Origin of the sequence: Neisseria dentiae (genome assembly GCF_014055005.1) — a bacterium.
Taxonomy (GTDB): Bacteria; Pseudomonadota; Gammaproteobacteria; order Burkholderiales; family Neisseriaceae; genus Neisseria; species Neisseria dentiae.
This window is the reverse complement of the sequence record NZ_CP059570.1, coordinates 74304-101127: the sequence shown is the minus strand read 5'-3', so window position 1 is coordinate 101127 and position 26824 is coordinate 74304. Positions and strand designations below refer to the sequence as shown.

17 protein-coding genes and 1 pseudogene are annotated in these 26824 nt (G+C 56.9%); 8 read left to right on the top strand and 10 right to left on the bottom strand.

Translation table 11 applies throughout. The features are described from left to right. Window positions 1–34: 34 nt before the first annotated feature. Window positions 35–1405 (top strand): signal recognition particle protein, encoded by a 1371-nt coding sequence (gene ffh / locus H3L92_RS00475; RefSeq protein WP_085366066.1) that lies wholly within the window; start codon window positions 35–37, stop codon window positions 1403–1405. Window positions 1406–1678: 273 nt separating this feature from the next. Here the strand turns inward: ffh and putA are convergent, their stop codons facing one another. The 6 genes and pseudogenes from putA to H3L92_RS00445 form a co-directional block, all read right to left on the bottom strand. Further along, window positions 1679–5284 carry a bifunctional proline dehydrogenase/L-glutamate gamma-semialdehyde dehydrogenase PutA gene (putA, locus tag H3L92_RS00470; protein WP_115336350.1) on the bottom strand — a complete coding sequence of 1202 codons (3606 nt, stop codon included), beginning with the start codon at window positions 5282–5284 and terminating at the stop codon, window positions 1679–1681. 23 nt (window positions 5285–5307) lie between these two features. After that, a complete protein-coding gene (locus H3L92_RS00465) occupies window positions 5308–5490 on the bottom strand; it encodes a hypothetical protein (protein WP_085366943.1) in 183 nt (60 codons plus the stop codon). Window positions 5491–5600: 110 nt separating this feature from the next. Next, complete coding sequence (locus H3L92_RS00460) at window positions 5601–5993, bottom strand: META domain-containing protein (protein ID WP_158088179.1); 393 nt, start codon at window positions 5991–5993, stop codon at window positions 5601–5603. 104 nt (window positions 5994–6097) lie between these two features. Beyond that, window positions 6098–6307: pseudogene (locus H3L92_RS00455) on the bottom strand (META domain-containing protein); the annotation flags it as partial. A 12-nt stretch (window positions 6308–6319) separates the two neighbouring features. Next, complete coding sequence (locus H3L92_RS00450; protein ID WP_085366940.1) at window positions 6320–6505, bottom strand: META domain-containing protein; 186 nt, start codon at window positions 6503–6505, stop codon at window positions 6320–6322. A gap of 104 nt (window positions 6506–6609) precedes the next feature. Next, entirely contained in the window at window positions 6610–7878 is a 1269-nt protein-coding gene (locus H3L92_RS00445) for a tetratricopeptide repeat protein (protein ID WP_085366939.1), read from the bottom strand. 499 nt (window positions 7879–8377) lie between these two features. Here H3L92_RS00445 and accB point away from each other — a divergent pair, with 499 nt between their 5' ends. Together accB and accC are read left to right on the top strand one after the other, a co-directional pair. Next, window positions 8378–8836: an acetyl-CoA carboxylase biotin carboxyl carrier protein gene (gene accB, locus H3L92_RS00440; RefSeq protein ID WP_085366937.1), complete on the top strand. Its 459-nt coding sequence runs from the start codon at window positions 8378–8380 to the stop codon at window positions 8834–8836. A 99-nt stretch (window positions 8837–8935) separates the two neighbouring features. Beyond that, window positions 8936–10297 (top strand): acetyl-CoA carboxylase biotin carboxylase subunit, encoded by a 1362-nt coding sequence (accC, locus tag H3L92_RS00435; protein ID WP_085366936.1) that lies wholly within the window; start codon window positions 8936–8938, stop codon window positions 10295–10297. A gap of 111 nt (window positions 10298–10408) precedes the next feature. Here the strand turns inward: accC and H3L92_RS00430 are convergent, their stop codons facing one another. Next, window positions 10409–10822 (bottom strand): glycine zipper domain-containing protein, encoded by a 414-nt coding sequence (locus H3L92_RS00430; protein WP_085366935.1) that lies wholly within the window; start codon window positions 10820–10822, stop codon window positions 10409–10411. Window positions 10823–11037: 215 nt separating this feature from the next. Here H3L92_RS00430 and H3L92_RS00425 point away from each other — a divergent pair, with 215 nt between their 5' ends. Together H3L92_RS00425 and H3L92_RS00420 are read left to right on the top strand one after the other, a co-directional pair. After that, the gene (locus H3L92_RS00425; RefSeq protein WP_085366934.1) at window positions 11038–12087 is read left to right on the top strand and encodes a metallophosphoesterase; all 1050 of its coding nucleotides are present in this window, start codon (window positions 11038–11040) and stop codon (window positions 12085–12087) included. A 173-nt stretch (window positions 12088–12260) separates the two neighbouring features. Next, window positions 12261–13520: a hypothetical protein gene (locus H3L92_RS00420; protein ID WP_085366933.1), complete on the top strand. Its 1260-nt coding sequence runs from the start codon at window positions 12261–12263 to the stop codon at window positions 13518–13520. Between the two features lie 438 nt (window positions 13521–13958). Here the strand turns inward: H3L92_RS00420 and H3L92_RS00415 are convergent, their stop codons facing one another. Further along, the gene (locus H3L92_RS00415; RefSeq protein WP_158088178.1) at window positions 13959–20366 is read right to left on the bottom strand and encodes an Ig-like domain-containing protein; all 6408 of its coding nucleotides are present in this window, start codon (window positions 20364–20366) and stop codon (window positions 13959–13961) included. Between the two features lie 347 nt (window positions 20367–20713). On the opposite strand from H3L92_RS00415, the gene hpaR reads away from it, so the two are divergent. The 3 genes from hpaR (at window position 20714) to H3L92_RS00400 (ending at window position 22781) form a co-directional block, all read left to right on the top strand. Further along, a complete protein-coding gene (gene hpaR, locus H3L92_RS00410; RefSeq protein WP_085366931.1) occupies window positions 20714–21157 on the top strand; it encodes a homoprotocatechuate degradation operon regulator HpaR in 444 nt (147 codons plus the stop codon). A gap of 10 nt (window positions 21158–21167) precedes the next feature. Beyond that, window positions 21168–21677 carry a 4-hydroxyphenylacetate 3-monooxygenase, reductase component gene (gene hpaC / locus H3L92_RS00405; RefSeq protein WP_085366930.1) on the top strand — a complete coding sequence of 170 codons (510 nt, stop codon included), beginning with the start codon at window positions 21168–21170 and terminating at the stop codon, window positions 21675–21677. A 99-nt stretch (window positions 21678–21776) separates the two neighbouring features. Further along, on the top strand, window positions 21777–22781 hold the full coding sequence (locus tag H3L92_RS00400; protein ID WP_174222525.1) for an IS5 family transposase: 1005 nt from the start codon (window positions 21777–21779) through the stop codon (window positions 22779–22781). A gap of 182 nt (window positions 22782–22963) precedes the next feature. Here H3L92_RS00400 and H3L92_RS00395 read toward each other — a convergent pair whose 3' ends face one another. Together H3L92_RS00395 and H3L92_RS00390 are read right to left on the bottom strand one after the other, a co-directional pair. Next, window positions 22964–25081: a peptidase domain-containing ABC transporter gene (locus H3L92_RS00395; RefSeq protein ID WP_085367098.1), complete on the bottom strand. Its 2118-nt coding sequence runs from the start codon at window positions 25079–25081 to the stop codon at window positions 22964–22966. Beyond that, the gene (locus H3L92_RS00390; protein ID WP_085367099.1) at window positions 25078–26373 is read right to left on the bottom strand and encodes an HlyD family secretion protein; all 1296 of its coding nucleotides are present in this window, start codon (window positions 26371–26373) and stop codon (window positions 25078–25080) included. Before H3L92_RS00390 ends, H3L92_RS00395 begins: the two co-directional genes overlap by 4 nt. Window positions 26374–26824: the final 451 nt, after the last annotated feature.

Sequence of the window (26824 nt, the reverse complement as noted above, 5' to 3'; positions counted from 1 at the left end):
AGCCCTGCCGCCCGCCCCGATTCTAAGGACACCCATGTTAGACAACTTAACCAGCCGCTTTGGCAATGTGCTGAAAAACATCCGCGGCCAAGCCAAGCTCACCGAAGACAATATTAAAGAAGCCCTGCGCGAAGTGCGCCTCGCCCTGCTCGAGGCCGACGTTGCCCTGCCCGTGGTGAAAGAGTTCATCAACAACGTTAAAGAAAAAGCACTCGGCCACGAAATCACCGGCAGCCTCACGCCCGACCAAGCCTTTATCGGCGTGGTAAACGATGCCCTTATCGAATTGATGGGCAAAGAAAACAGCACGCTCAACCTCGCCGTTTCGCCGCCCGCCGTGGTGCTGATGGCCGGTTTGCAGGGCGCGGGCAAAACCACCACCGTGGGCAAACTTTCGCGCCTGCTGAAAAACGACCACAAAAAGAAAATCCTTGTGGTTTCCGCCGACGTTTACCGCCCTGCCGCCATCGAGCAGCTGAAGCTTTTGGCCGAACAAGTGGGCGTGGATTTCTTTCCTTCCGAAACCAGCCAGCAACCCGTCGATATCGCCAAGGCGGCCGTGGACTATGCCAAAAAGCATTTCTACGACGTATTGATGGTCGATACCGCCGGCCGCCTGGCAATCGACGAAGAAATGATGAACGAAATCAAAGCCCTCCACGCAGCGGTCAACCCTATCGAAACCCTGTTTGTGGTGGACGCCATGCTCGGCCAAGACGCGGTGAATACCGCCCAGGCCTTTAACGAAGCCCTGCCGCTGACCGGCGTGATTCTCACCAAGATGGACGGCGATTCGCGCGGCGGCGCGGCCTTGTCGGTGCGGCAGGTAACCGGCAAGCCGATTAAATTCATCGGTATCGGCGAAAAAGTAACCGGCCTTGAGCCGTTCCACCCCGACCGCATCGCCAGCCGCATTCTCGGCATGGGCGACGTGTTGAGCCTGATCGAAGACGTGCAGAAAGGCATCGACGAAGAAGCCGCCGCCAAAATGGCGAAAAAGCTGCACAAAGGCAAGGGCTTCGATTTGAACGATTTCAAAGAACAAATCCAGCAGATGCGTAATATGGGCGGCTTGGAAAACCTGATGTCAAAAATGCCGGGCGAACTCGGCCAGCTTTCCAAACAGATTCCCGAAGGCACCGCCGAAAAAGCCATGGGGCATGTGGAAGCCATCATCAACTCCATGACGCCGAAAGAACGTGCCAACCCGGCCTTAATCAAGGCCAGCCGCAAGCGCCGCATCGCGGCCGGCTCGGGCACTTCGGTGCAGGAGGTAAACAAAATGCTCAAGCAGTTCGAGCAGTCGCAGCAGATGATAAAGATGTTCAGCGGCAAAGGCATGGCCAAGCTGATGCGCATGGCCAAAGGCATGAAGGGCATGAAAGGGATGTTTCCGGGTATGTAGCCGAAGACCTTTGCAAAAAAGCCGTTTTAATCTTAAATGTATGATATTTCGTCATACTCGGGCTTGACCCGAGTATCTGTTATTTCTTTTGAAACAAAAAGATGCTCGGGTCAAGCCCGAGCATGACGCAAGTGTTTTAAGGTGTCTAAACAAATTTTGCAAAGGTCTCAGCCGGTTTTGATGCCCCGGCCGTTGAGGCCGTCTGAAAACCAAAAAGCCGTTCCTTTTTTTCGGGAACGGCTTTTTCTTTTTAGTTTTAACAGGCACTTACGCTTACAAATCCGTCATCGCCATCAGGCTGGCATTACCGCCCGCGGCGGTAGTGTTGGTGCTGCACGAAACTTCTTCAAACACTTGGTAAATATCCAAACCGTTTTCAGACGGCAGCACTTTAATCAACGCGCCGTCTGAAGCGGCCAGCGACTGTTTGTATTCCGCCGGCAGCGGCGAGAGTGCGGCCACATGGCGGATGCCGCTTTGCTCGGGGCGGGTGTGCACTTCCAGCAGGCCGCCAAGCTGCTCCGCATGGGCGGCCAGCGGATGGCCGGATTCGACCACGGAACGGATACCGTTGGCAGCCAGCGCAATCAGCGCGGCGAAACCTTGCGCCAAATCGCCGCCATACAGCCACACACGGCCAGGCGCATGCCAGCTTAAAACGTTGCGTTCGCCGGTGGGGCCGGCCAGCACGGCTTCGGCACCGCGCAGGCTGAGGATTCGGGCGGTGCCGAGGTCGGCGGCCAGCCTCACTTTCAGCTCTTGCGGCAGCGGCAGGTTGTGCAGCAGGCTTTCCAAGCGTTTGAGCGCGGTTTCGTCGGCTTGGCCGATGCGGCTCAGATGCGGCACTTTCCACTGCGGCAGGCGGGTGAGGCGTTGCAGGTAGAAGGGGCCGCCCGCTTTCGGGCCGGTGCCGGACAAGCCGTGGCCGCCGAAAGGCTGCACGCCGACCACCGCGCCGACGATATTGCGGTTGACATACACGTTGCCCGCTTCGATACGGCTCTTGATGTGCTCGATGGTGCCGTCGATGCGGCTGTGGATGCCGTGGGTTAAGGCATAGCCTTTGGCATTGATTTGGCTGATTAAATCGTCGAGGCCGTCTGAACGGTAGCGGACAACGTGCAATACTGGGCCGAACACTTCGCGCTGCAATTGGTCGAGATTGTCCAGCTCGAACAGGGTGGGCGGCACAAACGTGCCGTTGCCGGCGTTTTCAGACGGCCTGATTTGATGGCAGGCGCGCGCGCTGCCTTTCATTTTTTCGATATGCGCCAACAGGTTGGCCTGCGCTTCGGCATCAATCACGGGGCCGGTGTCGGTGTTTAGCTGCTGCGGGTTGCCCACGCACAGCTCGTTCATCGCGCCTTTAATCATGCCCACCATGCGGTCGGCCACTTCTTCCTGCACGCACAAAATGCGCAGCGCCGAGCAGCGTTGGCCGGCCGAATCGAAAGCGGAATTGAGCACATCGGCGCATACTTGCTCGGCCAGCGCGGTGCTGTCGGCAATCATGGCGTTTTGGCCTCCGGTTTCGGCAATCAGCACGGGGTTGTCGCTGCGTTTGGCCAAAGTTTGGTTAATCAGGCGCGCCACTTCGGTGGAGCCGGTGAAAATCACGCCGTTGATGCGCGTATCCTGCGTGAGCGCCGCGCCGACATCCCCCGCGCCCAACACCAGTTGCAGGGCTTCGGGCGGCACGCCCGCCTCGTGCAGCAGGCGCACGGCATAATGGGCAATCAGGCCGGTTTGCTCGGCGGGTTTGGCCACAACGGTATTGCCTGCGGCCAGCGCCGCCGCCACTTCGCCCACGAAAATCGCTAGCGGGAAGTTCCACGGGCTGATAGCCGCCACCGTGCCCAGAGGTTTGGCGTCTTGTGGCAGGGTTTGCTCGGCTTCGTCGGCATAGTAGCGGCAGAAATCCACCGCTTCGCGCACTTCGGCGACGGCGTTGTTCAGCGTTTTGCCCGCTTCGCGCACGGCCAGCATCATCAGCGCGGCGGTATTCGCTTCGAGCAGGTCGGCAAAACGGCGCAGGCAGGCGGCGCGCTGGGCGGCGGAAGTGCCGTCCCAAAGGCTTTGTGCGGCCACGGCGGCGCCCACCGCTTCCTGCACCAGCGCGGCATCGGCAAACGATACGCTGCCGACCACGTCGCTATGGTCGGCGGGGTTTTGCACGGGGCGGGCGGGCTGCACTTCGCGGCTTTGGCCGTTGATTAAAGAGGCCGTCTGAAAACTTTGGCCGGCGGCCTGGTTCATTAAGGTTTGCAATTGCTGCAACACGTTTTCGTTGCTCAAATCCACGCCGTAGGAATTCAGACGGCCTGAGCCGTACAGCTCGCGCGGCAGCGGCAAGGCGCTGTGGCGGCGCACGCCCTGCTCGGCCACCGTGTCGAACGGGCTGCGGATTAATTCTTCGATGCTGATTTTTTCATCGACGATTTGGTTCACAAACGACGAATTGGCGCCGTTTTCGAGCAGGCGGCGCACCAGATAGGCCAGCAGGGTTTCGTGCGTGCCCACCGGCGCGTAAATGCGCACGCGGCGGCCGAGGTTCTGCGCGCCGACCACTTGGTCGTACAGCGTTTCGCCCATGCCGTGCAGACATTGGAATTCAAACTCTTTGCCCTCGCCCATCTGGTAAACCGCCGCCAGCGTGTAGGCGTTGTGGGTGGCAAACTGCGGGAACACGGCATCTTGCGCCTCAAGCAGCTTGCGCGCGCAGGCCAGGTAGGAAATATCGGTGTGCACTTTGCGGGTGTAAACAGGATAGCCGTCGAGGCCGTCCACCTGCGCCCATTTGATTTCGCTGTCCCAATACGCGCCTTTTACCAAGCGTATCATCAGTCTTTGCTTGTTGCGCCGCGCCAAATCCACCAGATAATCAATCACAAACGGGCAGCGCTTCTGATAAGCCTGCACCACGAAACCGATGCCGTTGAAACCCGCCAAATCGGGGTCGGACACCAGCGCTTCCATCAAATCCAGCGACAGCTCCAAACGGTTGGCTTCTTCGGCGTCGATATTCAGGCCGATGTTGTAAGACTTCGCCAGCATAAACAGCTGCTTGAGCTTGGGCAGCAGCTCGCCCGTCACGCGATCGTGTTGGGCGCGCACATAACGCGGGTGGATGGCGGAAAGTTTCACCGAAATGCCGTTGCCTTCATACACGCCCGCGTTTTGCGCGTCTTTGCCGATGGCGTGGATGGCGTTCACATAATCCTGATAATAGCGGTCGGCATCGGCCTCGGTCATCGCCGCCTCACCCAGCATATCGAATGAAAAACGGTAGCCCGATTTTTCGCGCTCTTTGCCGTTTTGCAGCGCCTCTTCGATGGTTTGGCCGGTAACAAACTGCTTGCCCAGCATACGCATGGCGTAATCCACGCCCTTGCGGATAAGCGGCTCGCCGCCCTTGCCCAGCATACGGGTTAAGGCCGCGCCCAAACCCTGCTCGCTGGTGGGCGTGGTGAGTTTGCCGGTAATCAGCAGGCCCCATGCGGCAGCGTTAACGAATAACGACGGGCTGTTGTTGAGGTGGCTTTTCCAATCGCCGTCTGCAAGCTTGTCTTGGATTAATTTGTTGCGGGTGGCGTTGTCGGGAATGCGCAGCAGCGCTTCGGCCAAACACATCAGCGCCACGCCCTCTTCGCTGGAAAGGGAAAATTCGTGCATCAGCGCATCCACACCGCTGGCTTTTTTGCGGTTTTCGCGCACTTGGGCAACAAGGCGGCGCGCCAGTTGCGAAGCACCGTTTTGCTCGGCGGCACTCATCTGCGCACGCTGGAGCATATCCTGCACCGCCTCGGCTTCATCGCGGCGGTAGGCTTGGGTAACGGCTTGGCGCAGGGCGGTTTGCTGCGGGAGGGCAAAGCGGAACATATTTTTCTCCATTTTTTTTGGTTTCAGACGGCCTTTAAAGCAAAGGCCGTCTGAAAAAAGCGGTAGGCAAAATGATGATTATCTTGAATCAATAGTTTACCAAAGCTTACAAAAAGGCGGTAGCAGGATATGCAAACCGCCGTCATCGCAAAAAAGCCTGCCTGCGGGGCATTTGCAGACAGGCCGGGTTGTATATCCGCAAGCATTGTGCCGCCGTTTGCGCCCGTGGGGAAACAACGGCGGATGCGTATTTTCAGACGGCCTCCGATGCCCGGCCGGAAGCGGCAACGCATTGCGGCATCCGAACCTTTTCCGTTTACGGTTCGGCCTTCACCGCTTTCAGCACCACTTTGCCGTTATCGTCGAGCCATTCCAGCTGCGTGCCGCTGATGCGGTAGGTTCGGTGTGAATCGATGGCGGCACCGAGGCGGCTGTCGATCTCCATATATTGCTTGTCCACACAAGCTTTCAGAGTGCTGGCGGCATCTGAAAAAATCAGGCGGTTGCCGCTTTGGCGGTAGCGCCCGAAAAGGTTGTTGCAGCCGCCGTCGGTGCGGAAATGCCCGTCGGCCAGCAAAGTGATGCTTACCCCTTCGGGCATGGCGGCGGAACCGGCTTCCTGCACCCGCCATTTACCCGCCAAATCGGCGGAAGGCGCGGCGGCGCAGGCTGCCAGCAGCAAAGCTGCTAATAAAGTAATAGGTTTCATTGAACAGTCCTTTCTCGTATCGGCCATGTTCTGCCGGCACAAGAGCCGTATGGCCAAACAACGCGGCAGGCAACAAGTTTCTGTCAGGCCCAAGCGGGGTCGCATTAATCGGCAACCGCTTGTTTATCCGCATTTTCCGCCCTGCGTGCCTTGAGCACCGTGTTGCCGTTTTCATCCAGCCATTCCAACTGCGTGCCGCTGATGCGGTAAGACACGGTTTGCCGAACGGCGGCGGCCAAGCGGTCGTCCAGCCTCATCAGCGGTGCGGCACAGGCTTTTTCGGTAAAGCCGGCACTCATCGAAAGCCGCCCGCCGCTCTGCCGGTATCAGCCCGAAGCGTGGTTGCAGCCGCCGTCTGCAACAAACAGGCCGTCCTGCTGAAATTCTATCGTTATCCGTCCGGCAACGGCGGCGGAACCGGCTTCCTGTACCCGCCATTTGCCCGCCAAACCGGCGGAAGGCGCGGCACAGGCGGCAAGCAGCAGCAAAGCAAACGGCAGCAGGGGGTTCACGGTTATCCTTTCCGGTTCGGGCGGGTTTCAGACGGCCTGTTGCGGCAGGCCGCAGGCTTTATATCGGTTTGACCCCGCAAACCGCGCAGGGTTCGCCCGCCTGCTCATTCCAGCGCCGCCACGGTAATCTTAGACAGGCCGTCTGAAAAGCCTTTGGCATAGCGGTGCGGAATCAGGCCGCCCACTTTGCCGTTCTGCACCACGGCCTCATAAGCGCAAACCTGCCGCTCTTCGGGCAGAATGTTCAGCGAATAATCGGCGTTCAAAAGCGGAGAGATGCGGCTGAACAGACGCCACAACACGCGGCTGCCGTCGGGCAGGTTGAAGGCCGCCTGAAAACGGGTGTTGCCTTCGTTGCAGCCGACATGGAAGCGCTCGTAGTCGAACGGCGCGTCGTCGGGAAACGGCGCCGCGCTGGCGAAACCGAAAATACGGTCGTGCGCGCACAGGCTCTGGCGGGCATAAGGCCACACGTTTTCACGCAGAAACAACTGGTCGGCGAAATGGCGGGAAACCAAAGGCTTATTGAGATAGGCTTCGATTTTGCCGCGCATATCGGGCACGCTGCCCGCCGCCGCGCCCCACAGCCCGGCCAGTATCAGCTCGGTGTGGGTGCCGGCGTCGCGCAGGGTGTGGAACAGCTTGCCGCTGTTTATCCATTCTTGCACCGCGCGCGCTTCGCGCTGCGAAATCACCGAATCGGCATCGCGGAAAATCACCCGTTCGGCTTCGGAGTCGTCCATCGCCAGAAAACGCCACATCGCGCCCGGCCATGATTGGGCAGCACCGTCTATCCGCACAATTTCGGCGCCGTTTGCCCGCAGGCGCTGCACGGCCGTTTCGGGCACGCTGCCGTCGATATAGAAGCGGCACGTCCAGCACGGGTAGATTTCGCCCGCCAATTCGGTGTTCATCACCGCCGGTTCGATATATTCGGAACTCGCGCCGAACAGCGAAAAAGCGATGATGTTTTTGCCGCCGCGGTTTTCGCGGGTTTGCGGCGGCTCGGGCTGTGCGGCTATGCTTTTGTCGCGCAGCTGCAAGGCTTGCAGGCCGTAGGTGCGGCAGTTCGCCCAATCGCCGAGGCCGCCATAGGCGTGGGCGAGCGCATCGAGCGAATTGATGTGCTGCGGGTTGCGCTGCAAAGCCCTTTTGGCATAGTCGATGCCCTCCTGCCACAGACCGCCTTTTACCGCTGCGGTGGCGGCATCGCTCAGCGGCGCAACGGCTTTGGGAATCAGCGCATGGGCCTTGGCGGCTTCGCGCACGGCCTCGGGGTAGCGTCCGGCGGCCATATGCTGTTTGAACGCGGCGGAAATCCGGTCTAACTGCTGCTGGGTTTTCTGCAATTTGGGCGGCAGCGGTTTGCTCATAATGTGTTTTCCCTTTTTCAGACGGCCTGAAGACAGTTTTTCAAAGGTTCCGGCCTGTTATTTAAAGGCGTAATGATAATGTAGCCGGCGCCGTTAACGGCAGGCCGTCTGAAAAATTCGCTGCAAACGGCGCGGTGCCTGTTGCGGCAGGCCGACAACCGCGCTTTCCTCCGGCTCCGCAAGTTTTTATAAACATGTAAACCGTGCGCCATAAGCTTCTTTAGAATAAATGCTCGCCTGCCTTTCCGGCCGTTCGCCCGCCCGGCCGGCAATCCGAACATTCGCATCAAAAACGGCCTTTTTTTGATATTTTGCTGGACATTTAGCAGCAAGTTGGTAAAAATAGCCGGATATATTTTTTTGTTACCGCCTGTAAAACGGTGCCGCATTCCCGCCGTGCAGCGCGGCGGTTTTTTCCGCTGCACGGCTTTAAAGTCACAAGCAGGTTAACGCTTATCCGGTTTTTGTTAACCCGCTATCACGAGCAAAAGGAACCACGATGGACTTACGCAAACTGAAAAAATTAATCGACCTGGTTGAAGAATCGGGCATCGCCGAAATCGAAGTAACCGAAGGCGAAGAAAAAGTGCGCATCACCCGCTCCGCACCGCAGCAGGCCGTTTACGCCGCGCCCGCGCCTGTGCACCATGCCGCACCCGCCGCCGCGCCCGCACCCGCTGCTGCCGCGCCTGCCGCTGCGGCAGCCCCCGCCGCACGCGATTTGTCGGCCGCCCAAAAATCGCCGATGGTCGGCACGTTCTACCGCGCACCCAGCCCCTCGTCTCCCCCGTTTGTGGAAGTGGGCCAAAGCGTTAAAGCGGGCGAAACCCTGTGCATCATCGAAGCGATGAAGCTGATGAACGAAATCGAAGCCGAAAAATCCGGCGTAATCAAAGAAATTCTGGTTGAAAACGGCCAGCCGGTAGAATACGGCGAACCGCTGTTTATCATCGAATAACCTTTTCAGACGGCCTTAACCCGGCTTAAGGCCGTCTGAAACGCTTGCTATATTCAGAACAAAGCCGCGCGCTTGGAAACCTCTTCTGAAAGAATCCCTATGCTGAAAAAAGTATTGATTGCCAACCGTGGCGAAATCGCGCTCCGCGTGTTACGCGCCTGCCGCGAAATGGGCATCGCCACCGTTGCCGTGCACTCCGAAGCGGATAAAGACAGCCTGCACGTGAAGCTGGCCGACGAATCCGTGTGCATCGGCCCCGCCCCTTCCCCGCAAAGCTATCTCAACATTCCCGCCCTCATCGCCGCCGCCGAAGTAACCGGTGCCGACGCCATCCACCCCGGCTACGGTTTTCTGGCCGAAAACGCCAATTTCGCCGAACAGGTGGAACAGTCCGGCTTCGTGTTCATCGGCCCGCGCCCCGACACCATCCGCCTGATGGGCGACAAAGTATCGGCCAAACACGCCATGATCGAAGCGGGCGTGCCCTGCGTGCCCGGCTCCGACGGCGCCCTGCCCGACGATGACGCCGAAATTCTCAAAATCGCCGACAAAGTGGGCTTTCCCGTGATTATCAAAGCATCAGGCGGCGGCGGCGGACGCGGTATGCGCGTGGTCGAGAAAAAAGAAGACCTGCTCAAATCGGTGGAAATGACCAAAACCGAAGCCGGCATGGCCTTCGGCAACCCCATGGTTTACATGGAACGCTACCTGCAAAAACCGCGCCACGTCGAAATCCAGGTTTTGGCCGACGAACACGGCAACGCCATTTATCTGGGCGAGCGCGACTGCTCCATGCAGCGCCGCCACCAGAAAGTTATCGAAGAAGCCCCCGCTCCCGGCATCACCGACAAAGAGCGCAAAAAAATCGGCGAAGCCTGCGTGGCCGCCTGCAAACGCATCGGCTACCGCGGCGCAGGCACGTTTGAGTTTCTGTATGAAGACGGCGAATTTTTCTTTATCGAAATGAACACCCGCGTGCAGGTGGAACACCCCGTTACCGAGCTGATTACCGGCGTGGACATCGTGCAGGAACAAATCCGCGTTGCCAGCGGCCTGCCCCTGCAATACAAGCAGAAAGACATCGTGCTCGAAGGCCATGCGTTCGAGTGCCGCATCAACGCCGAAGACCCCTACAACTTCATCCCCAGCCCCGGCCTGATAGAAAGCTGCCACCTGCCCGGCGGCTTGGGCATCCGTGTCGACAGCCACATCTATCAGGGCTACCGCATCCCGCCCAACTACGACAGCTTAATCGGCAAAATCTGCGTACACGGCAAAACCCGCGAGCAGGCCATGGCCAAAATGCGCGTGGCACTGGCCGAGCTGGCCGTAACCGGCATCAAAACCAATACCCCGCTGCACCGCGATCTGTTTGTCGACCCCGGCTTCCAAGAAGGCGGCGTGAGCATCCATTATCTGGAGCATTGGCTGGAGGCCAGAAAAGCCAAACAGCAATCCTAGCCGCAAATGCAAACCGCCCGGACATCCGGGCGGTTTTTTCATCATGCCGCCAAGAAAACAGGCCGTCTGAAATATTTTCAGACGGCCTGCCGTGCCTTAAACGGCTAAACATCAATCATCATCGCGATCGTGTTTATAGCGTTTGTGGTGGTAGCCTTTTTTACCGTATTTTTTATAACTTGCATGATGAGGGCGGTATTTGCGTTTTCTGTCGTCGTCATCATTGTCGTCATAATAATAATGGTTGTGCGTGTTGCGGTAAACCACGCGGCGCTGTTTTTCACGCTCGGCCGCTTCACGCTTCTGGTTGCGCTTGGCGTAAAGATTACCCGCCGTGCCGCCTACTGCGGCGCCGATCAGCGTGCTTTCCATATTATTGCCGGCAGCACTGCCGATTACGCCGCCCACGGCAGCGCCCACAATCGTAGCCGTTGTGCGGTCGGTCATGCGTGCCTGCGCCACCGGCGCCAGCACCAGCGCCGAAGCAGCCAACACGGTTATCATAGATTTGCGGACCATATTCATAGAAAATCTCCGTATTATTTCGGGAAAAACGGTTGCCTTTTACCACAAAATGCAGCGATTGCCGATAAAATGCAGACAAACGGCTTATTAAAGTAACCGATTACATCATACCCGCACGCCGTTTAAAGATATGCACTCACAATGTAATATTATGCAGCCCTTTGTCATGCTCGAGCCGTTTTCAGACGGCCTGAGACCTTTCAGGAACCCAAACCATGCCCTACCGCTACTGCCGCCCCCTGCCCGAAACCCCGCTCGACATCGTCGGCGACGTTCACGGCGAAATCGACGCCCTGCAAGCCCTGCTGCACCACCTCGGCTACCGCGAAAACGGCAGCCATCCGCAAGGCAGAAAGCTCGTGTTCGTAGGCGATTTGTGCGATCGCGGCCCAAACAGCCCTGCCGTGCTCGCATGGTTTCTGCAGATGCACGACGCAGGCAATGCCTTTGCCGTTTTGGGCAACCACGAACTCAACGCCCTGATGCACGACCCCAAAGACGGCTCCGGCTGGTTTTTTCCCGAACGCGAAGCCAAAGACGCCGCCCTTTACGCCCCGTGGCACACCCTGCCGCCTTCCGAACGCCCCGCCCTTGAAAGCCGTTTGGCAGAGCTGCCGCTGATATTGGAACGCAGCGATGTGCGCATCGTGCACGCCGCCTGGCTGCCCTACACCTTTGCGCGGCTCGAAGAAGCCTGCGGCGAAAGCCTCACCGAACAATACCATCGTTTCGACCGCGAACTGAACACGCAACTTCAAACCGCCCCTTGGTATGCCGACTATCTGCACGAACAGCAACGCTACGCCGAAGCCGCCGAAAACCCGCAACAAACACCGCCGCCCATGCCCGCCACCGCACAATACGAACTCAACCGCAGCCGCCTGCACCCGATACGCGCACTCACCAGCGGCGTCGAACAAATCGCCCCACAACCGTTTTACGCCGGCGGCCGCTGGCGTTACACCGCCCGCAGCAGCTGGTGGAACGATTACCGCGAACCCGTTCCCGTGCTGATCGGCCACTACTGGCGCAGCTGGCAGCCCCAACCGCCCGCGCCCGACCGCGAAAACATTCTGCCCGCGGCAGGCAACGCATGGCACGGCGCCGAACGCAACGTGTTCTGCACCGACTTTTCCGCCGGTGCGCGCTGGCGCGACCGCAAACAGCAAATCCCGCCCGCACAATCCTGCTTCAGGCTCGCCGCCATGCGCTGGCCGGAGCGGGTGTTGGTGTTCGACAACGGCGACATCGAAAAAACAGTATAAGCATCATGAACAGGCCGTCTAAAACATTTTTTCAGACGGCCTGCCGTTTTTCGGTTAACGCCGGAAAACCAACTTAACGGCATACCCCGCATTAGACAAAACGCGATACCTTATGCATAATCGGCACAACATTCCGCAAACATAAACCGCCCGCAAAAACCGAAAGGAAAAACATGAGGATAACCACCTTAGCTGTTACCGTTGCCGCCATCGGCCTGAGCGCCTGCGGCACCTTAAACGGCAAATCGGCACACGAAATGGTGCAGCATTCCATCGAGCGCAGCCTCACCAAAGATTACAGCTACAACTACCACGGCGAAATCAAAGCCTACATCAGCCCGCCCGACAAAGGCGAAGCGCCCGATACCGCAGCCGCAGTTGCAGCCGCGTCTGCCCCGCCCGTTGCGGCAGCTTCCGAGACCGCCGCGCAAACCGGTGAAGACGAAACACCGGAAACCCCCGCCCTGCTCGGCAGCAAAGCGGCCGATTGGTTGCAGGCCAACCCCGCCCTCGCCCGCTATCTGGAAAACGGCTGTCTGAAATACACCGGTGCGGTGGATTTGCGCCGCAAGCAGATCGAATTCATTCCCGAGCTAACCTTCAACAACCACAACGAAAGCAGCAGCATGCGCATGCCCATGCTGTTTGACGGCAACGATATGAGCCTCACTGCGGATATGCCCGCCAGCATTCCCGTGATTCTGAATTTCTTTGTCGAGCCCAAACTGCGCGAGCGCCTGATAAACGAACCGCTGCGCATCACGTTAACCGACGCGGCCGAGAGCTTCGACACAGACGGCAAAATCAAACAACTTCCCGTCAAATCAGCCGTAAAAGCCGCCTATATTGCCATTTTGCGCGCCTACGGCGATATTCCCGCACAATACTACACCGCCCTGCCGCCGGACAGCTACGCCAAACAGGCAGGTGCGAAATACCGCATCCGCTATGTGGAAGACGCCGCATTTGAGAAACTGTATCTTCAGGCGGCAGCCAAACACTTCCGCCGGGAACTCGACCGCCTGCAAAAAGAAACCCCTGAAAAAGGCATCGGCGCCGAAAAATACGAAGAGTTGAAACAATGGGCCGATTCTTTGGCCGATACCGAAGAACTCCCGTCAAACGCATCGCTGCTGGGCACACCGATACTGACCGACTGGTATCTCGACCGCAAAGGCCGCATGGTGGGCATGCGCTCTTTCCTGCAAGCCAACGGCAAAGAAAAAGCCTTAAACATCAGCTCGGTGTTTTATATGCATGATTTCAACCGGCCTAAATTCACCTTCAAGCCCAAGCAGGGCAAAACCATCAGCTGGAAAGAATTGGCCGACGCCGTTACCGCGCAGAAAAACGCCCGCTACGGCAAAGATGAAAACGAAGACGGCGGCGAAATCGGCGAACCCAACCGGATTTACGAAAAAACGGTGCGCTGATGCGCGTTGGAACAAACGGCAGGGCAACCAACCGCCCCGCCGTTTCTAAAATGGCAAAGGCCGAAACCTTTGCAAAAAAGTCGTTTTAATCCTGAATTTATTTACATTTCGTCATACTCGGGCTTGACCCGAGTATCTCTTTTTCTTCTAAAACAAACAGATGATCGGGTTGAGCATGAGCATGACGCAAGTGTTTTAAGGTATCGAAAAGAATTTTACAAAGGTTTCAGGCCGAGACCTTTGCAAAAAACCAAGTCAAACCTGAAAACGTTTGTATCTCGTCATTAGCTTCGCAAGTCCGCTGCGCGGGGGTGAGCGCAGCGGACTTGCGAAGCTAATGACGATAACTGGGTGTTTCAGACGGCCTAAACTAATTTTGCAAAAGTCTCAGGCCGTCTGAAAAATATTTTTCAGACGGCCTGAAATACATCACCTGCCTTATACCACGGTAAAGTTGGCTTGGTTGATTTCCAAATCTTTATCGAGCGTGGCAAAGTGGATGCCGTCGGCCTTGCCGCTGCCGTCGCTGTCGTAGGTGAGATGGCCGGTGTCGGCGTGGTAGCGGACGTATTGTTCCCATTCTTCCATCGTGTTGGCGGTAAGGCTCTCGAAAATGCTGCTGTGCAGTTCGATGATGTCGAAGCCTGCGGCAAAGTCGGTGATGGTGTCGGTGCTGCCGTTTAAAACGCTGTCGAACACGAATGTGTCGCGCCCGTCGCCGCCGGTGAGGGTGTCGCTGCCCGCCCCGCCGATGATGCGGTCGTCGCCCGCACCGCCGTTAAGCAGGTTGTCTGCGCCGTTGCCGGTGAGGGTGTTGTTCAGGCCGTTGCCGTTGCCGGTGATGGCGGTGGTGCCTATCAGGGTGAGGGCTTCGAGGTGGTTGCCGAGGGTGTGGTCGGTGCTGCTGTACACATGATCCTCGCCTTCGTTTTCGGCTTCGATAACGGTGTCGCCGATGTCGTCGGTTACGTAGGTGTCGTTGCCCGAGCCGCCGGTTAGGGTGTCGGCGCCGCTGCCGCCGTCGAGATAGTCGTTACCTGCCCCGCCGTTTAAGGTGTCGTTGCCCGCACCGCCGGCAATATTGTTGTCGGCGTTGTTACCGGTGAGTACGTCGTCGTGTTCGGAGCCGATCAGGTTTTCTATCTGCGTGCCGTAGCCGATGAAGGCTTGGCCTTCGGTGTAGGTGTTCAGCGTAACGGTGGCGCTGCTGTTGCCACTGAGCGCGGCATCGGCGTCCAGCCCGAAATAGCTGCGCATATCGTAGGTGTTGCTGCCGGTTACGGCGAAGGTTTTTTCCAGATTGCCGCCGGTGTAAATCCACGAGCCGGGTGTGAGATTGACGTTTACGCCCTGTTTTTCGGCGGAAGCGTCGAAAGTGTCGACACCGCCTGCATCCCAGATGTAGCGGTCGGCATCTTGGCTGTACATATTGTAGTTTTTGAAGGTGTAGGTGTCGTCGCCGGTGCGCACGTTTTGGTTGATGCCGAAGGCGTAATGCAGATAGGCCAAATCGTAGGTGCGCAATTCGCCTTTGACTAAAAACAGGGCGTTGTTGACATAGGCGTTATACGACATATTGGAAAACTCGAGGGTTTCTTCTTTTTTGTAATCGCCGGTAAAGCCGGCGGAAGTGTGCGCCATGCCGAGGGTGTGGGTTACTTCGTGCAGCACGGTGTAGTGGACGAACTCCTTGCCCCACGACATATAGTTGTGGCGGCTGTTCCACGCGATCAGGCCGCCGTTGTAGGCGATGGCCGACGCACCTTCGAAGCCGTTGGTCAGGTTGCCCATAAAATAGTTGGTGTTGGCTTCGGCCATGCTGCCCACTTCAACGAATTCGATGTTGGTTACGGCGCTGATTTCTTTATAAGCATTGCGCACGATTGCCTGCAAATCCGACGAATAGGTGCTCATCGTGCTGCGGTCGATATAGTTATTGTAATTCTCAGGCAGACCGGCAACTTCGTCGAGCGTCATAAAGTGGTATTTGACCACGGCGGGGCCGTCGGTGTTGCCGCCGAAAGCGATGCCGTAGCTGCCGCCGTTGAGGCTGCCGGTTTTCTGAATGAAATACGGGAAGTTATACCCTTCGGCGGTGTGGTCGCTGTTGACCGCCGAACCGTTCATTTTGCCGTGCGCGCTGACGAACGCACCGCTGTTTTGATTCGGCGCGGCGTAGGTTTCTCTGTCGGCAACGGTGATGCTGCCGCCTGCGCCATCGGTGGCGCCCAACACGGCGCGCACGGTGTGGGTTTCGGCGTTTGCCAGGTCTTCCGTGAGCACTTTGGTGCTGAAGGTGAGGTCGTCGCCAACGCGTGTGGTGTAGATTTTGCCGCCCGCCTCCAGCGTTACGGTATCGCCCGCTTTGGCGCTGCCGCCCACCGTGCCGCTGATCAGGGTTTGTCCGGCTTCGGCTCCGGCCACCACATACAGGCCGTCTGAATTCTGTTCGATATAGGGGCTGTCGAACGTAACCGATTTCACCTGCACTTGCGCGTAACGCGAAAGCGTGTTGATGCGGTAGGCATTGCTGCCGGTTTCCACCAAATCAAGCAGATTCGGGTCGGCATCCACTTTAAAAGCCAGCGTTTGGCCGTTTAACGCCGCCAATTCTCGGGTGGGGATATCCAGATAAAAACTGCGGTCGGCCTTAACGCCTGCGGTATAGCTTTTTTCGCCTATGGTTACGGTGATTTGGCGCAGCCGCTCGCTGTTCATGCCTTCGGCAAACACGCCGTCAACCTCGATTATGCCGCCGATGCGGGTGGTTTCGGCCTGCGGCAGGCCGGCGGTGAAATTGTTGCCGATATGGGTGATGTCGATGTTGGCGGCGGCTTCGGCGGCCACTTCGTAGCTGCGCGCGGCCGAGGCTTGGGAGCCGTTTAATCCGCTCACGGCAGCCAGCACGGTGTAGCCGTTGTTGGAAAGCAGTTTTCCGGCGGCAACCGATGTGCTGAAGCTGTAATCGCTGTTTACTTCGGTGCGTAAGGTTTCTCCGCCCACCGTTAAGGTTACGGTTTGGCCGGGCCGGGCATCCGCGCCCGACACGCGGCCGGAAATTTCGATTGGCTGCCCGGCTTCGGTTACGTTGATGAAGTCGTCGGCAGTTACCGCATTGAGGCTGATGCCGATGTCGCCCGATTTCACGCTGTAACCGAGGCTGGCTCGGGCGGAACCGGTGCTGCCGGCATCATCGGCTGTGTTAACGGAGGCGTGAATCACGGGCACGGCGGCGGCCAGCAGCGCACCGGACACGTTAACGGCAAATGTGCCGCTGCCGTCAACATTGGCTTGGTAATGCGCGCCGTTAACGGTTAGGGTAACGGTGTCGCCCGCCTTGAATTCGCCGCTCACCTTGCCTGAAACGCTTACTTCGCCGCTTTTTTCGCTCTCACCGATGATGTTGCCGGCGGCGATGTCGTTTAATTCGATGGTCGGCGCGGGGGCTACGGTGTCCACATCATAGCTGCCGCTTGCCGTGTGCTCGGCGGCATTGCCGTAAACATCAGTTGCGCGGACGTGGGCGCTGATGTTCAGACGGCCTTCATTAACGGCCAGCGTGGTAGCGGGCAGTTGCAAGGCCCAATGGCCGTCTGAAACCACGGGTGTGTAGGTGGTGCCGTTGATGGTGATGCCGACGGCGATGCTGTCTTTAGAAACGGTTGCGCCTGCGGTGAGCGTGCCTTCAATCAACACGGCTTCAGGCAGTTTTGCCGCATTGACGGCGTTGCCGCCGTTGATGCTGCCGATGGCGATTTCGATTTCGGGCGGCGTGGTTTGATAGGTGTAGCCCTGCGTGGCGGCGGCAACTTCGGCAGTGCGCCCGGCCTTATCTTTAACCGCACCTGTTGCGCTCACTTCGGTGTTGGCCGCCATCACTTCGGCCGGCACTTCCACGCTGAACGTTACGCCTTTCAGCTCGGCGCGGTATTCGTTGCCGCCCACGGTAACGGTTACCGACTGCACGTCGTCGCCGTCGGCCAGGCGGGTAACCCTGCCGGAAACGGTAACCGCCGCCTGCGCCGCCTCGCTGCCGTTGAGCACGTTGTCGCCCGTTATCGCGTCGAACACAATCACGCCTGCGGGCGGGGTTTTGTCGAGAACGATCATGCGGGAAGCGCTGGCGTTGCCGCTGCCTTCGTTGCCTGCTTCGTCTATGCGCTGCACGCTGGCAATAACGGCATAGCGGCCTTCTTTTCCGTCGGGGAACACGCGGGCGGTTTCCACTTCGACGCTGTACGTGCCGTCGACCTCTAGGGTGGCGGTGTATTCGATTTTGTTAACGGTTACGGTTACGGGGGCTCCCGTTTTGCCGTCGGTTACTTTGCCAGAAACCGTGAGGGTGGGCTTCGCCAGATCGTCGCCGTCCACCACGTTGTCGCCCGTTACTGCGTCGATGGTAATCGCGGTGTTGTTCGTAAAATCGACGCTGTATGCCTGCGAATCGGAAACCGTTACCGCCATTCCGTCGTCGCCCGTGGCGCTAACCGATGCGGTGAGCGTGCCGGTGGCGCTGCGGGTGTTGCTGTTGATGCCGAAAAAGGCTGCGCCCACATTCGTGCTGAACAGGCCGTCTGAAACCACGGCGGTGGTGCGCTGCGTGCCCACACTCAAGGTAACTTCGGCACCGTTTTCCACGTTTTCCACGCGGCCGGAAAGGGTAATGGCGTTGCTGTCGGCTTCGGCTTTGCCGATGATGCCGTCGCCGGCAACCTTATCGAGCGTGATCACGGGCGCAGGCACGGCATTGAGATAGCTGCGGGTGTGTTCCGCCGTGCCGACATTGCCGGCCGCATCAATCACTTCGGCGCGCACGGCCACTTCGCTTGCCGCCGCCAGCTGTCCGGCCGGAATATCGGCGCGGTAGCCGTTGCCGTTCACTTCGGCGGCATAATCCACACCGTTCACGCTCACGGTAACGCTGCTGATCCGCTCGTCGGGTTGCACGCCCGTTACCGTGCCCAAAACCGTGTGGGTGGTTTGCGCGCGCTCGGTGCGGTTGAGCACATCATCGCCCGCAATCACATCAATCGAAACCGCCACGTCGGGCGCCTGCAAATCGCGGGTATAGCTTTGGCTGGTTTCGGCGGTGGCGGTGTTGCCCGCATCGTCGGCAGAGGTTACGCTGGCTTTCACAATATTGTAATTGCCGGTTTTCATATCGGCGCCGGAAAAATCCACCGAGAAGCCGCCGTCTTTCACCTTCGCCCAAATATCGATCCAGTTAACCGTGCCGCAGCTTTCGCAGCCGCACGACACCAGCACGCTTTCGCCGTCGGCCACGTCGGTTACTTTGCCGCTCACCGTTACCGTGCCTTCCGCTTCGCTGATGTTGAGCACATTATCACCGGCGATTTTGTCCAAACTGATGGCGGGGCGGTATTCGGTATCGACACGGTAGGCGCGCTCCGCCGTGGCGGTGGCGCTGTTTTGCGCGTTGTCGGAAGTGGTGAGCGCAGCCGACACCTTGCCGTGGTTGAGCAGGGTTTTGGTGTCCACCGCCACTGCAAACGCGCCGCCCGCAACCGTGCCGCGATAAAGTGCCTCACCCACCGCCAACACGATTTCATCGTTTTCGCGGGCGTTTTCCACTTTGCCCGAAACCACCGTGGTTTCGGTTTGCGATTCGGCCAGGTTGATGATGTCGTCTTGCGCGATGGCATCGAAACGGATAACGGGGGCGGTGATTTCGGTGTCCACCGCATAAGTTTTCACCGCCTCTGCTTTGGCGGTGTTACCCGCCGCATCGGCTGTTTCAACAGATACGCGGACTTCGCCTGCCGCGGCCAAAACCGCGCCGTCAACTGGCACGCTGAATGTGCCGTTTCGAACGGTTGAGGTGTAATTTTTATCGCCAACGGCAACCGTTACCGTGTCGCCTTCACGGGCGTTTTCTACCGCGCCGGAAACCGTTACCGGGGCTTGCGATTCGGCGGCGTTGATGATGTCGTCGCCCGCCAGCGTATGCAAAGTAATCACCGGCTGCGGCAAGGTAACCGCAGGAGTGGAGGGCGTTTCTGTTTTTCCGTCTGTTTCAGACGGCTGTTCGGGCGTAACCGCAGGCGCAGAGGGTTCTTCCGTGTTTCCAACTGTTTCAGACGGCTGCTCGGGCGTAACCGCAGGCGCAGAGGGTTCTTCTGTTTTTCCAACCGTTTCAGACGGCTGTTCGGGCGTAACCGCAGGTGCGGAGGGGTCTTCCGTGTTTCCGGCCGTTTCAGACGGCTGTTCGGGCGTAACCGCAGGTGCGGAGGGGTCTTCCGTGTTTCCAACCGTTTCAGACGGCTGTTCGGATTCGGTTGCGGGCGTGGACGGCTCTACTGGTTGGGAAGCGGCTTCCGAAGATGTTTCCGAAGGGTTCTGCACGGCGGCAGGTTGCGCTTGTGCAACCCCGTCTGCCGTGTCGCCGCCGCGCCTGGCCGCAGTCAAGCCCACTGCGGCCAGGCCGGAAGCCACCACCGCCGCGCCCCACAACTTCGCGCCGCTTGTGCCGCCGCCCACGGCCACTTCTTCCGCCACCGGCTGCGCCGCCTGCCGCCACGCCGCTTCATCGGCGGCGGTGGCGAAAGTGTTGCCCGCCTGCACGGTGTATTGCTGGTTTTGTATCGGCAAGCTCGTGCGGTAGCCCTGCAATACCAAATCGGGCGCACTGCCGCGCGTTTCGCCGGCATACACCCACAAATCGTCGCCCACCCACTCGACATCGGGCTGCGCCACCAGGTTGCCTTGCTCATCTAACAGTTGATACGCCGTGCCGGGCTGCGCCTGCACGGTAGCGGGCTGGTTGGGCTGTATCTTCACGGTTTCCGTTTTGCCGTTGCGGGTGATGCTGAGTGTGTAAGCTTTCATAGGTTTTCCGTAAAACAATGTGAAATATGTTGTATTAAAGTTGTGCATTATAGATTAAAGTTTGCCGCCTGTAGATATTCGGTATTTTTTTCAAAACAAACGGCATAAAACTGACATAAAATAACAACAGTAATCATAATGAAGTTTATCTTCAAATTTACTTATTCAGACGGCCTATTTCGGATTTCAACCGCTTACTTTCACCCCGAGGCCGTCTGAAAACATATTTTTCGATGCTTATTGCAGGATATCATTGAGATTCGCAGCGTATTGGAATAATATTAACCGCTGAAACACCCGAATACGCCGCAACAGCCACTACAATCGGAAAATAACGGAGAACCGCCATGCCTCACCCCTCGAAGCACGCATCTATGAATATCAGCCTGATTCAGGCGCGCGAAGCCCTGATGACGCAGTTCCGCCCTATTCTGCACAACGTCGGCCTAACCGACCAGCAATGGCGCATCATCCGCCTTTTGGCCGAAAACGGCACGCTGGATTTCCAAGACCTGGCCAACCAAGCCTGCATTCTGCGCCCCAGCCTCACCGGCATCCTCACCCGCCTTGAAAAAGCCGACCTTCTGGTGCGCCTGAAGCCCTCCAACGACCAGCGCCGCGTTTATTTGAAACTCACCGCCGAGGGCGAACAACTCTACCACTCGCTCGGCGCCGAAGTCGACAAATGCTACGACCGCATCGAAACCGTGTTTTCAAAAGAAAAAATGCTGCAACTGCAAAGCCTTTTGGCCGAACTCTCCCACATCGGCGAGCATCTCGACAAACCATAACCCCTACGCCATGACCGACACACACACCGCAACACACCCCCTGCAACAACCTTTCCGCGACGCCATGGCCTCATGCGCCGCCGGCGTGCACGTTATCACCACCGACGGCAGCGCGGGGCGTTACGGTATCACCATGACCGCCGTCGCCCCCATCACCGACGAACCGCCCACCGTGCTACTGTGCATCAACCGCCAGTCGGCCATCATCCCCATACTTTCCGCCAACAGCCACTTGTGTATCAACGTGTTATCCGCCCACCAGCAAGACATCGCCGAACACTTCGCCGGCCTCACCCCGCTGTCGCCCGAAGAACGCTTCGAATACCACATCTGGCACCGCGGCCAAACCGGCCAGCTGCAAGTGGAAGGCGCACTCGCCCACCTGCACGGCAAAATCACCGCCCAACACGACATCGGCACCCACCATGTGTTTTATGTGGAAATCGGCGAAATCAAGGTGCACGACACCGCCGCACCCGCCTTGGTTTACTTTCGCAGAAACTTCAACAGCCTGAAATAAAGCGGGCCGCAGAAACCTTGGTAAAAAATCTAAGGCCGAGACCTTTGCAAAAAACCAAAACTCCTCTAAATTCTCCTAAAGAATTCAGAGGAGTTTTTTATGAACAGCTTTTTCCACCAACAAGCCCAAATAATGATGAGCAAACATATCGACAGCTACCCGTTGCTCAAAATTAACCAGCTACTCGATTGGCAGCCCATCGAACAACTTCTCAACCGGCAAAAGACCCGTTACATCCGCGACCACCGCGGTCGCCCCGCCTATCCGCTACTGCCCATGCTCAAAGCCGTATTGCTCGGCCAATGGCACAGCCTTTCCGATCCGGAATTGGAACGCTGTTTAGCCACCCGTCTGGATTTCTACTTCTTCTGCGGGTTTGATGAGGTCTCCTTACCTGACCACAGCACCCTCTGCCGTTTCCGCAATTGGCTGGCACAGGATGACACCTTAGCCCGGCTTCTCGAACTGATTAACTGCCAGCTGACCCAAAAAGGCTTAAAAATAGAGAAAGCCCCGGCGGCAGTAATTGACGCCACCATCATCCAAACTGCCGGAGGCAAACAGCGTCAGGCTATCGAAACCGATGAAAACGGCATCACCGCCGAAACCTTGCCCAGCAAAGATAAGGATGCGCGCTGGGTGAAGAAAGAGGGCAAATTCACCTTGGGCTACAAACAACACACCCGCACCGATTCAGAAGGCTATATCGAGAAACTGCACATCACTCCGGCCAACGCCCATGAATGCAACCATTTCGAACCGCTGTTGGACGGCATCGCACCCGGAACAACCGTCTATGCCGATAAAGGGTATGACAGTAAAGCCAACCGGGAACATCTGCAAAGCAAACAGCTATCCGACGGCATTATGCGTAAGGCACACCGGGGCAAACCTTTAACGGAGCATGAGAAACAGCGCAATACGCAGCTGTCGAAAGTGCGTTATGTGGTCGAGCAAACCTTCGGTACGCTGCACCGGAAGTTCGGCTGTAAAAGAGCGCGTTATTTTGGCTTACGGAAAGTGCTGGCGCAAAGCCATTTGAAAGCGGTGTGCCTGAACCTGCTAAAGGCAGCCAACAGGCTTCGTGTGCCTGCTGCTGCCTGAAAAGGCAATGGACACCCCGATAAAGGGGCTAATTGAGGGAAATATGGACGAGAAACACGTCTGAAAATGCAAAAACGGTTACCTTGATTGTTCAGGTAACCGTTTGGATGGAGTAGCTGGTATTTCGCAAAGGTCTCAGGCCGTCTGAAAAAACGTTTTCAGACGGCCTTATGGCAATTTCCCTATTCTGCCGAATGCTGCGCCTTATGCTGCAAAGCTTCCATATCAATGACCCTGTCGGCCGACTCTATCGTTTCCTTGCGGTGCGCCACCATAATTTTGGTGATATTCAGAAACTTCAAATTGTTATTAATCGCCTGCTCGTTCTCCATATCCAGATGGCTGGTAGCTTCGTCGAGAAACAGGATTTTCGGCTCGCGGTAAAGCGCCCGCGCCAGAATAATCCGCTGCTTCTGCCCGCCCGAGAGGGCGTTGCCCATGTCGCCGATCAGGGTTTCGTAACCCATCGGCATCTGCATGATGTCTTCGTGTATCATCGCCATCGCCGCGCATTGCACGATTTTCTGCTGGTCGGGCGTTTCGTCGAAAAAGCAGATGTTTTCGCTGATGGAGCCGGCAAACAATACGTCGTCCTGCGTTACGGTGCCGCTCAGGCCGCGGATAAAGCGCGGCGAAAGTTGGTGGATGTCGTGGCCGTTAACCAGCACCTTGCCGGATTCGGGCGTAAGGTTGCCGATTAAGATATTCATCAGCGTGGTTTTGCCGCAGCCCGAGCTGCCGGTAAACGCCAGCGATTCGCCTTGTTTGATGTTCAGACTGATGTTTTTCAAAATATACGGCTCGGTTTCGGAATAGCGGAACGATACGTCGTCTACCACGATATCGATATCGCCTTCGATTTCGGGAATATAGATTTCCTTGGTTTTTTCCGTTTCTGTTTCGGTAAGCACAATGTCGGCCAAACGCTCGGCATGCAGGCTGAGCATGCGGATTTTGATGTATTGGTCGACCAGTTCGCCCACGCGGGTTTCAAATTGGTTTTTATACGCCCAGAAAGCGGTCAGCGCGCCGACGGTAAAGCCGCCGTCCAAGATTTTATCTGCGCCTAGGTAAACAATCAGAATACCTTCCACGCCGAATAAAAGCTTGTTGGCGAAATCGAAGATGTTGGTCAGCTTTTGTTTGGTCAAATCGGTATTCACCGTATCGACAAACAGAGTCATCCAAGAGCTGTGCCGCTGTTCGTTTTTTTCAAACAGCTTCACCGTGTGGATGCCGCGCACCGTTTCCATAAAATAGGTGTTCTGCTTGGCATCGTGCACAATGTTTTCTTCGGTGGCGTTGCGCAACGGGTAATAAGCGGCAATGCGGATAATGATGTATAAAACCAAAGCGATTAACACCACCGTTGTCAGCAGCCAACTGTAATAAAACATCAACACCAGCGTAAACACGGCCATGATGCCGCTCAGCACGGTTTTAAAGGCGGTGGACGTTAAGGTTTCCTGAATATTGTCGATGGCATGGAAGCGGGAAATCACATCGCCCAAATGGCGCTTGGTGAAATAATCGGCAGGCAACTCCAGCAATCTTTTGAAGATATTCGCTTTCCACTGCACATTCAGCGTGGTGGTCAGATGCATGTTTACCCATGCCTGCAACAGGCCGGTAAGCTGTTCCAGTATTTTGAGAAGACCGAAACCCAACACCAGCGTTATCAGCAGGTTTCTATCGGCGGTAACGATCACATGGTCGATTACCCACTGCATCAGAAACGGGCTGACCAAGCCGAAAATTTCCAGCGCAAATGCCAACAGCAGCACCTGCGCCAGCGAGCGCTTGATGCCGGTAACGCCCCTTAACAAAGTGAGGATTTTGATTTTCTGTTTGTCTTCTTTGGCCTCGAAATGCGTGTTCGGCCACAACTCCAGCGCAATGCCGGTAAACTTCTGCGATACCTCTTCCTGCTTGATTTTACGCATCCCCACAGCGGGGTCCATAATCATAATGCCGTCTTTAACCACCTCTTTCAGCACCACGAAATGGTTTAAGTCCCAGTGCAGGATACAGGGCGTGCGCAGATTGGGCAGGTCGTCCAAATCCAAACGCAGGGCGCGCGAAGTCAGGTTCAAATCATTGGCGAAACGCACGATGTCGGCCAAAGTCAAACCTTTTTGCGACAACGAATATTTTTGCCGCATCGTACGCAAATCGGTATGGTAGCCGTGATAGCCGGCAATCGCGGTTAAGCATGCCAAGCCGCACTCGGCAATCTCGGTTTGCAAAACAATCGGCAGCTTTTTGCTGAAACCGAACGACAAACGTTCTACATAACTCATCGCGTCAATTTCCCCGTGATACTGTAAAGCGGGTCGAGCACCCATTCATAAAGCTTTTTACGCTCGTGCAGAATATCAGCCTCGGCCACCATGCCGATTTGCAGCGGCTTTTCTTGGCCATATACCTTTACCGTTTGTTTTGCCAATTTCACCTTTACCAAATACACCGGCTCGTTTGCCTGCGCCTGTATCGCCTGGTTTTCACTGTCGGCAGACACACCGCCCAAACTGGCCAACTCCTGCTTGCCCAAAGCCGTTTTCGCAATCGAAATAATCTTGCCCTCTGCATGGCCGAACTTTTGGTAAGGATAAGCCTGATAGCGCAGCACCACCCTATCGTTGGGATTGATAAACCCCGCAGCCCGGCTCGGCACATACAGATTCGCCACCAACTCGGTTTTACCCGGCACAATACTCATCAACAATTGCGAAGGGCTAACCTGCTGCCCCACTTCCACATTGGAAGTGCTCACATAACCCGACTTACTGGCATGAATCGTCTGCTCCTGCTGCAAATCCAGGTTCAGCCCTTCCTGAGTAATTTCCGACACCGTGCGGTTAAGCTGGCTAAGCTCCGTTTTCTGTTTGTCCGGCAAATCTGCCAACGTCTGCCTTTGCGTATTCAATTCGCGCAACACGCCCGCCTCTTCCCGCTTGAGCGCATCCAACTGCGATTCCTGATTCAAATGCTCGTTTTCATATTCGATCATCTGCTGCTCGGAAATAAAGCCCTTTTTCAGCAAAGGCCGGTATTTCCCGATAATCTGCGCCGCCAATTCCACCCGCTTGGCCTGCCCTTTAATCTGGCTGCGCACATCGGCCAACTGGCTCTCCAACCTCGCCACCGCGTCGGTTAACGAGCGCGCCTCGCCCTGCTGCACTTTTTTCTGCCGCTCGATTTCCTGCAACAGCATATCCTTCTTCATTTCCGCCTCTTTAACCAGCCTGGCGCGCACATCCCCGCCGCCGCTGTATCTCGGCGTAGAAACCGTCAGCAACTCGTCTCCCTGCTTCACATAATCGCCGTCGTTAACCTTTTTGGCCGTTACTACACCCGTATCCGGCGCATACACCCGCACCATCCCCGACACAGGCAAAAGCTGCCCCTCCACCGTGGTTTTGCGCGTATAGCTGCCGAAAAAGGCGAAAACAATCAGCGTAAACGCCCCCGCCGCCGCACAGCCCGTTAAAAATACAAAAGAAAACGGCCGCGACAACACCACATGCCCCGTCCACTTATTCTTCTTCGCCTCGAAAATTTCGGGGCGGAAAAAACTGTTGTTTTCAGCCATTTGCAATACCCAAAAGCCTAATAATCGAAAACCTGAAAAACCAAACGAGGTTCAGACCAAAAAAAATGGGCATTAGTTCAAATTAATTTTTAAATAAGAAAAAGGCATATGAAAACGGAAAATAAAAGCAACGAAACTATCCTTATAAATAAAAATATTTCACTCAGCACAAACCGTCTGCCGGAGAAGCAGATACATGAAGGCCGTCTGAAAAGTTTTCAGACGGCATCCGACAACGTAGAGTATGCGGAGTATGCGGCAAAACCGCGTACGCGGTATCAAGGTTCAAACAACGCGTGCGCACCCGAGGGCGCACATACCCTACGCTTGCTAACTTATTAAAGTTTAAAGAAAGAATGCAAATAATGTATATGGCAGTAGCAGTAAACGTGGGAGTGAGGAAAAAGTCGCGCTCGCGGCATCAAAGTTCAAGCACCGCATGCAAACCCGA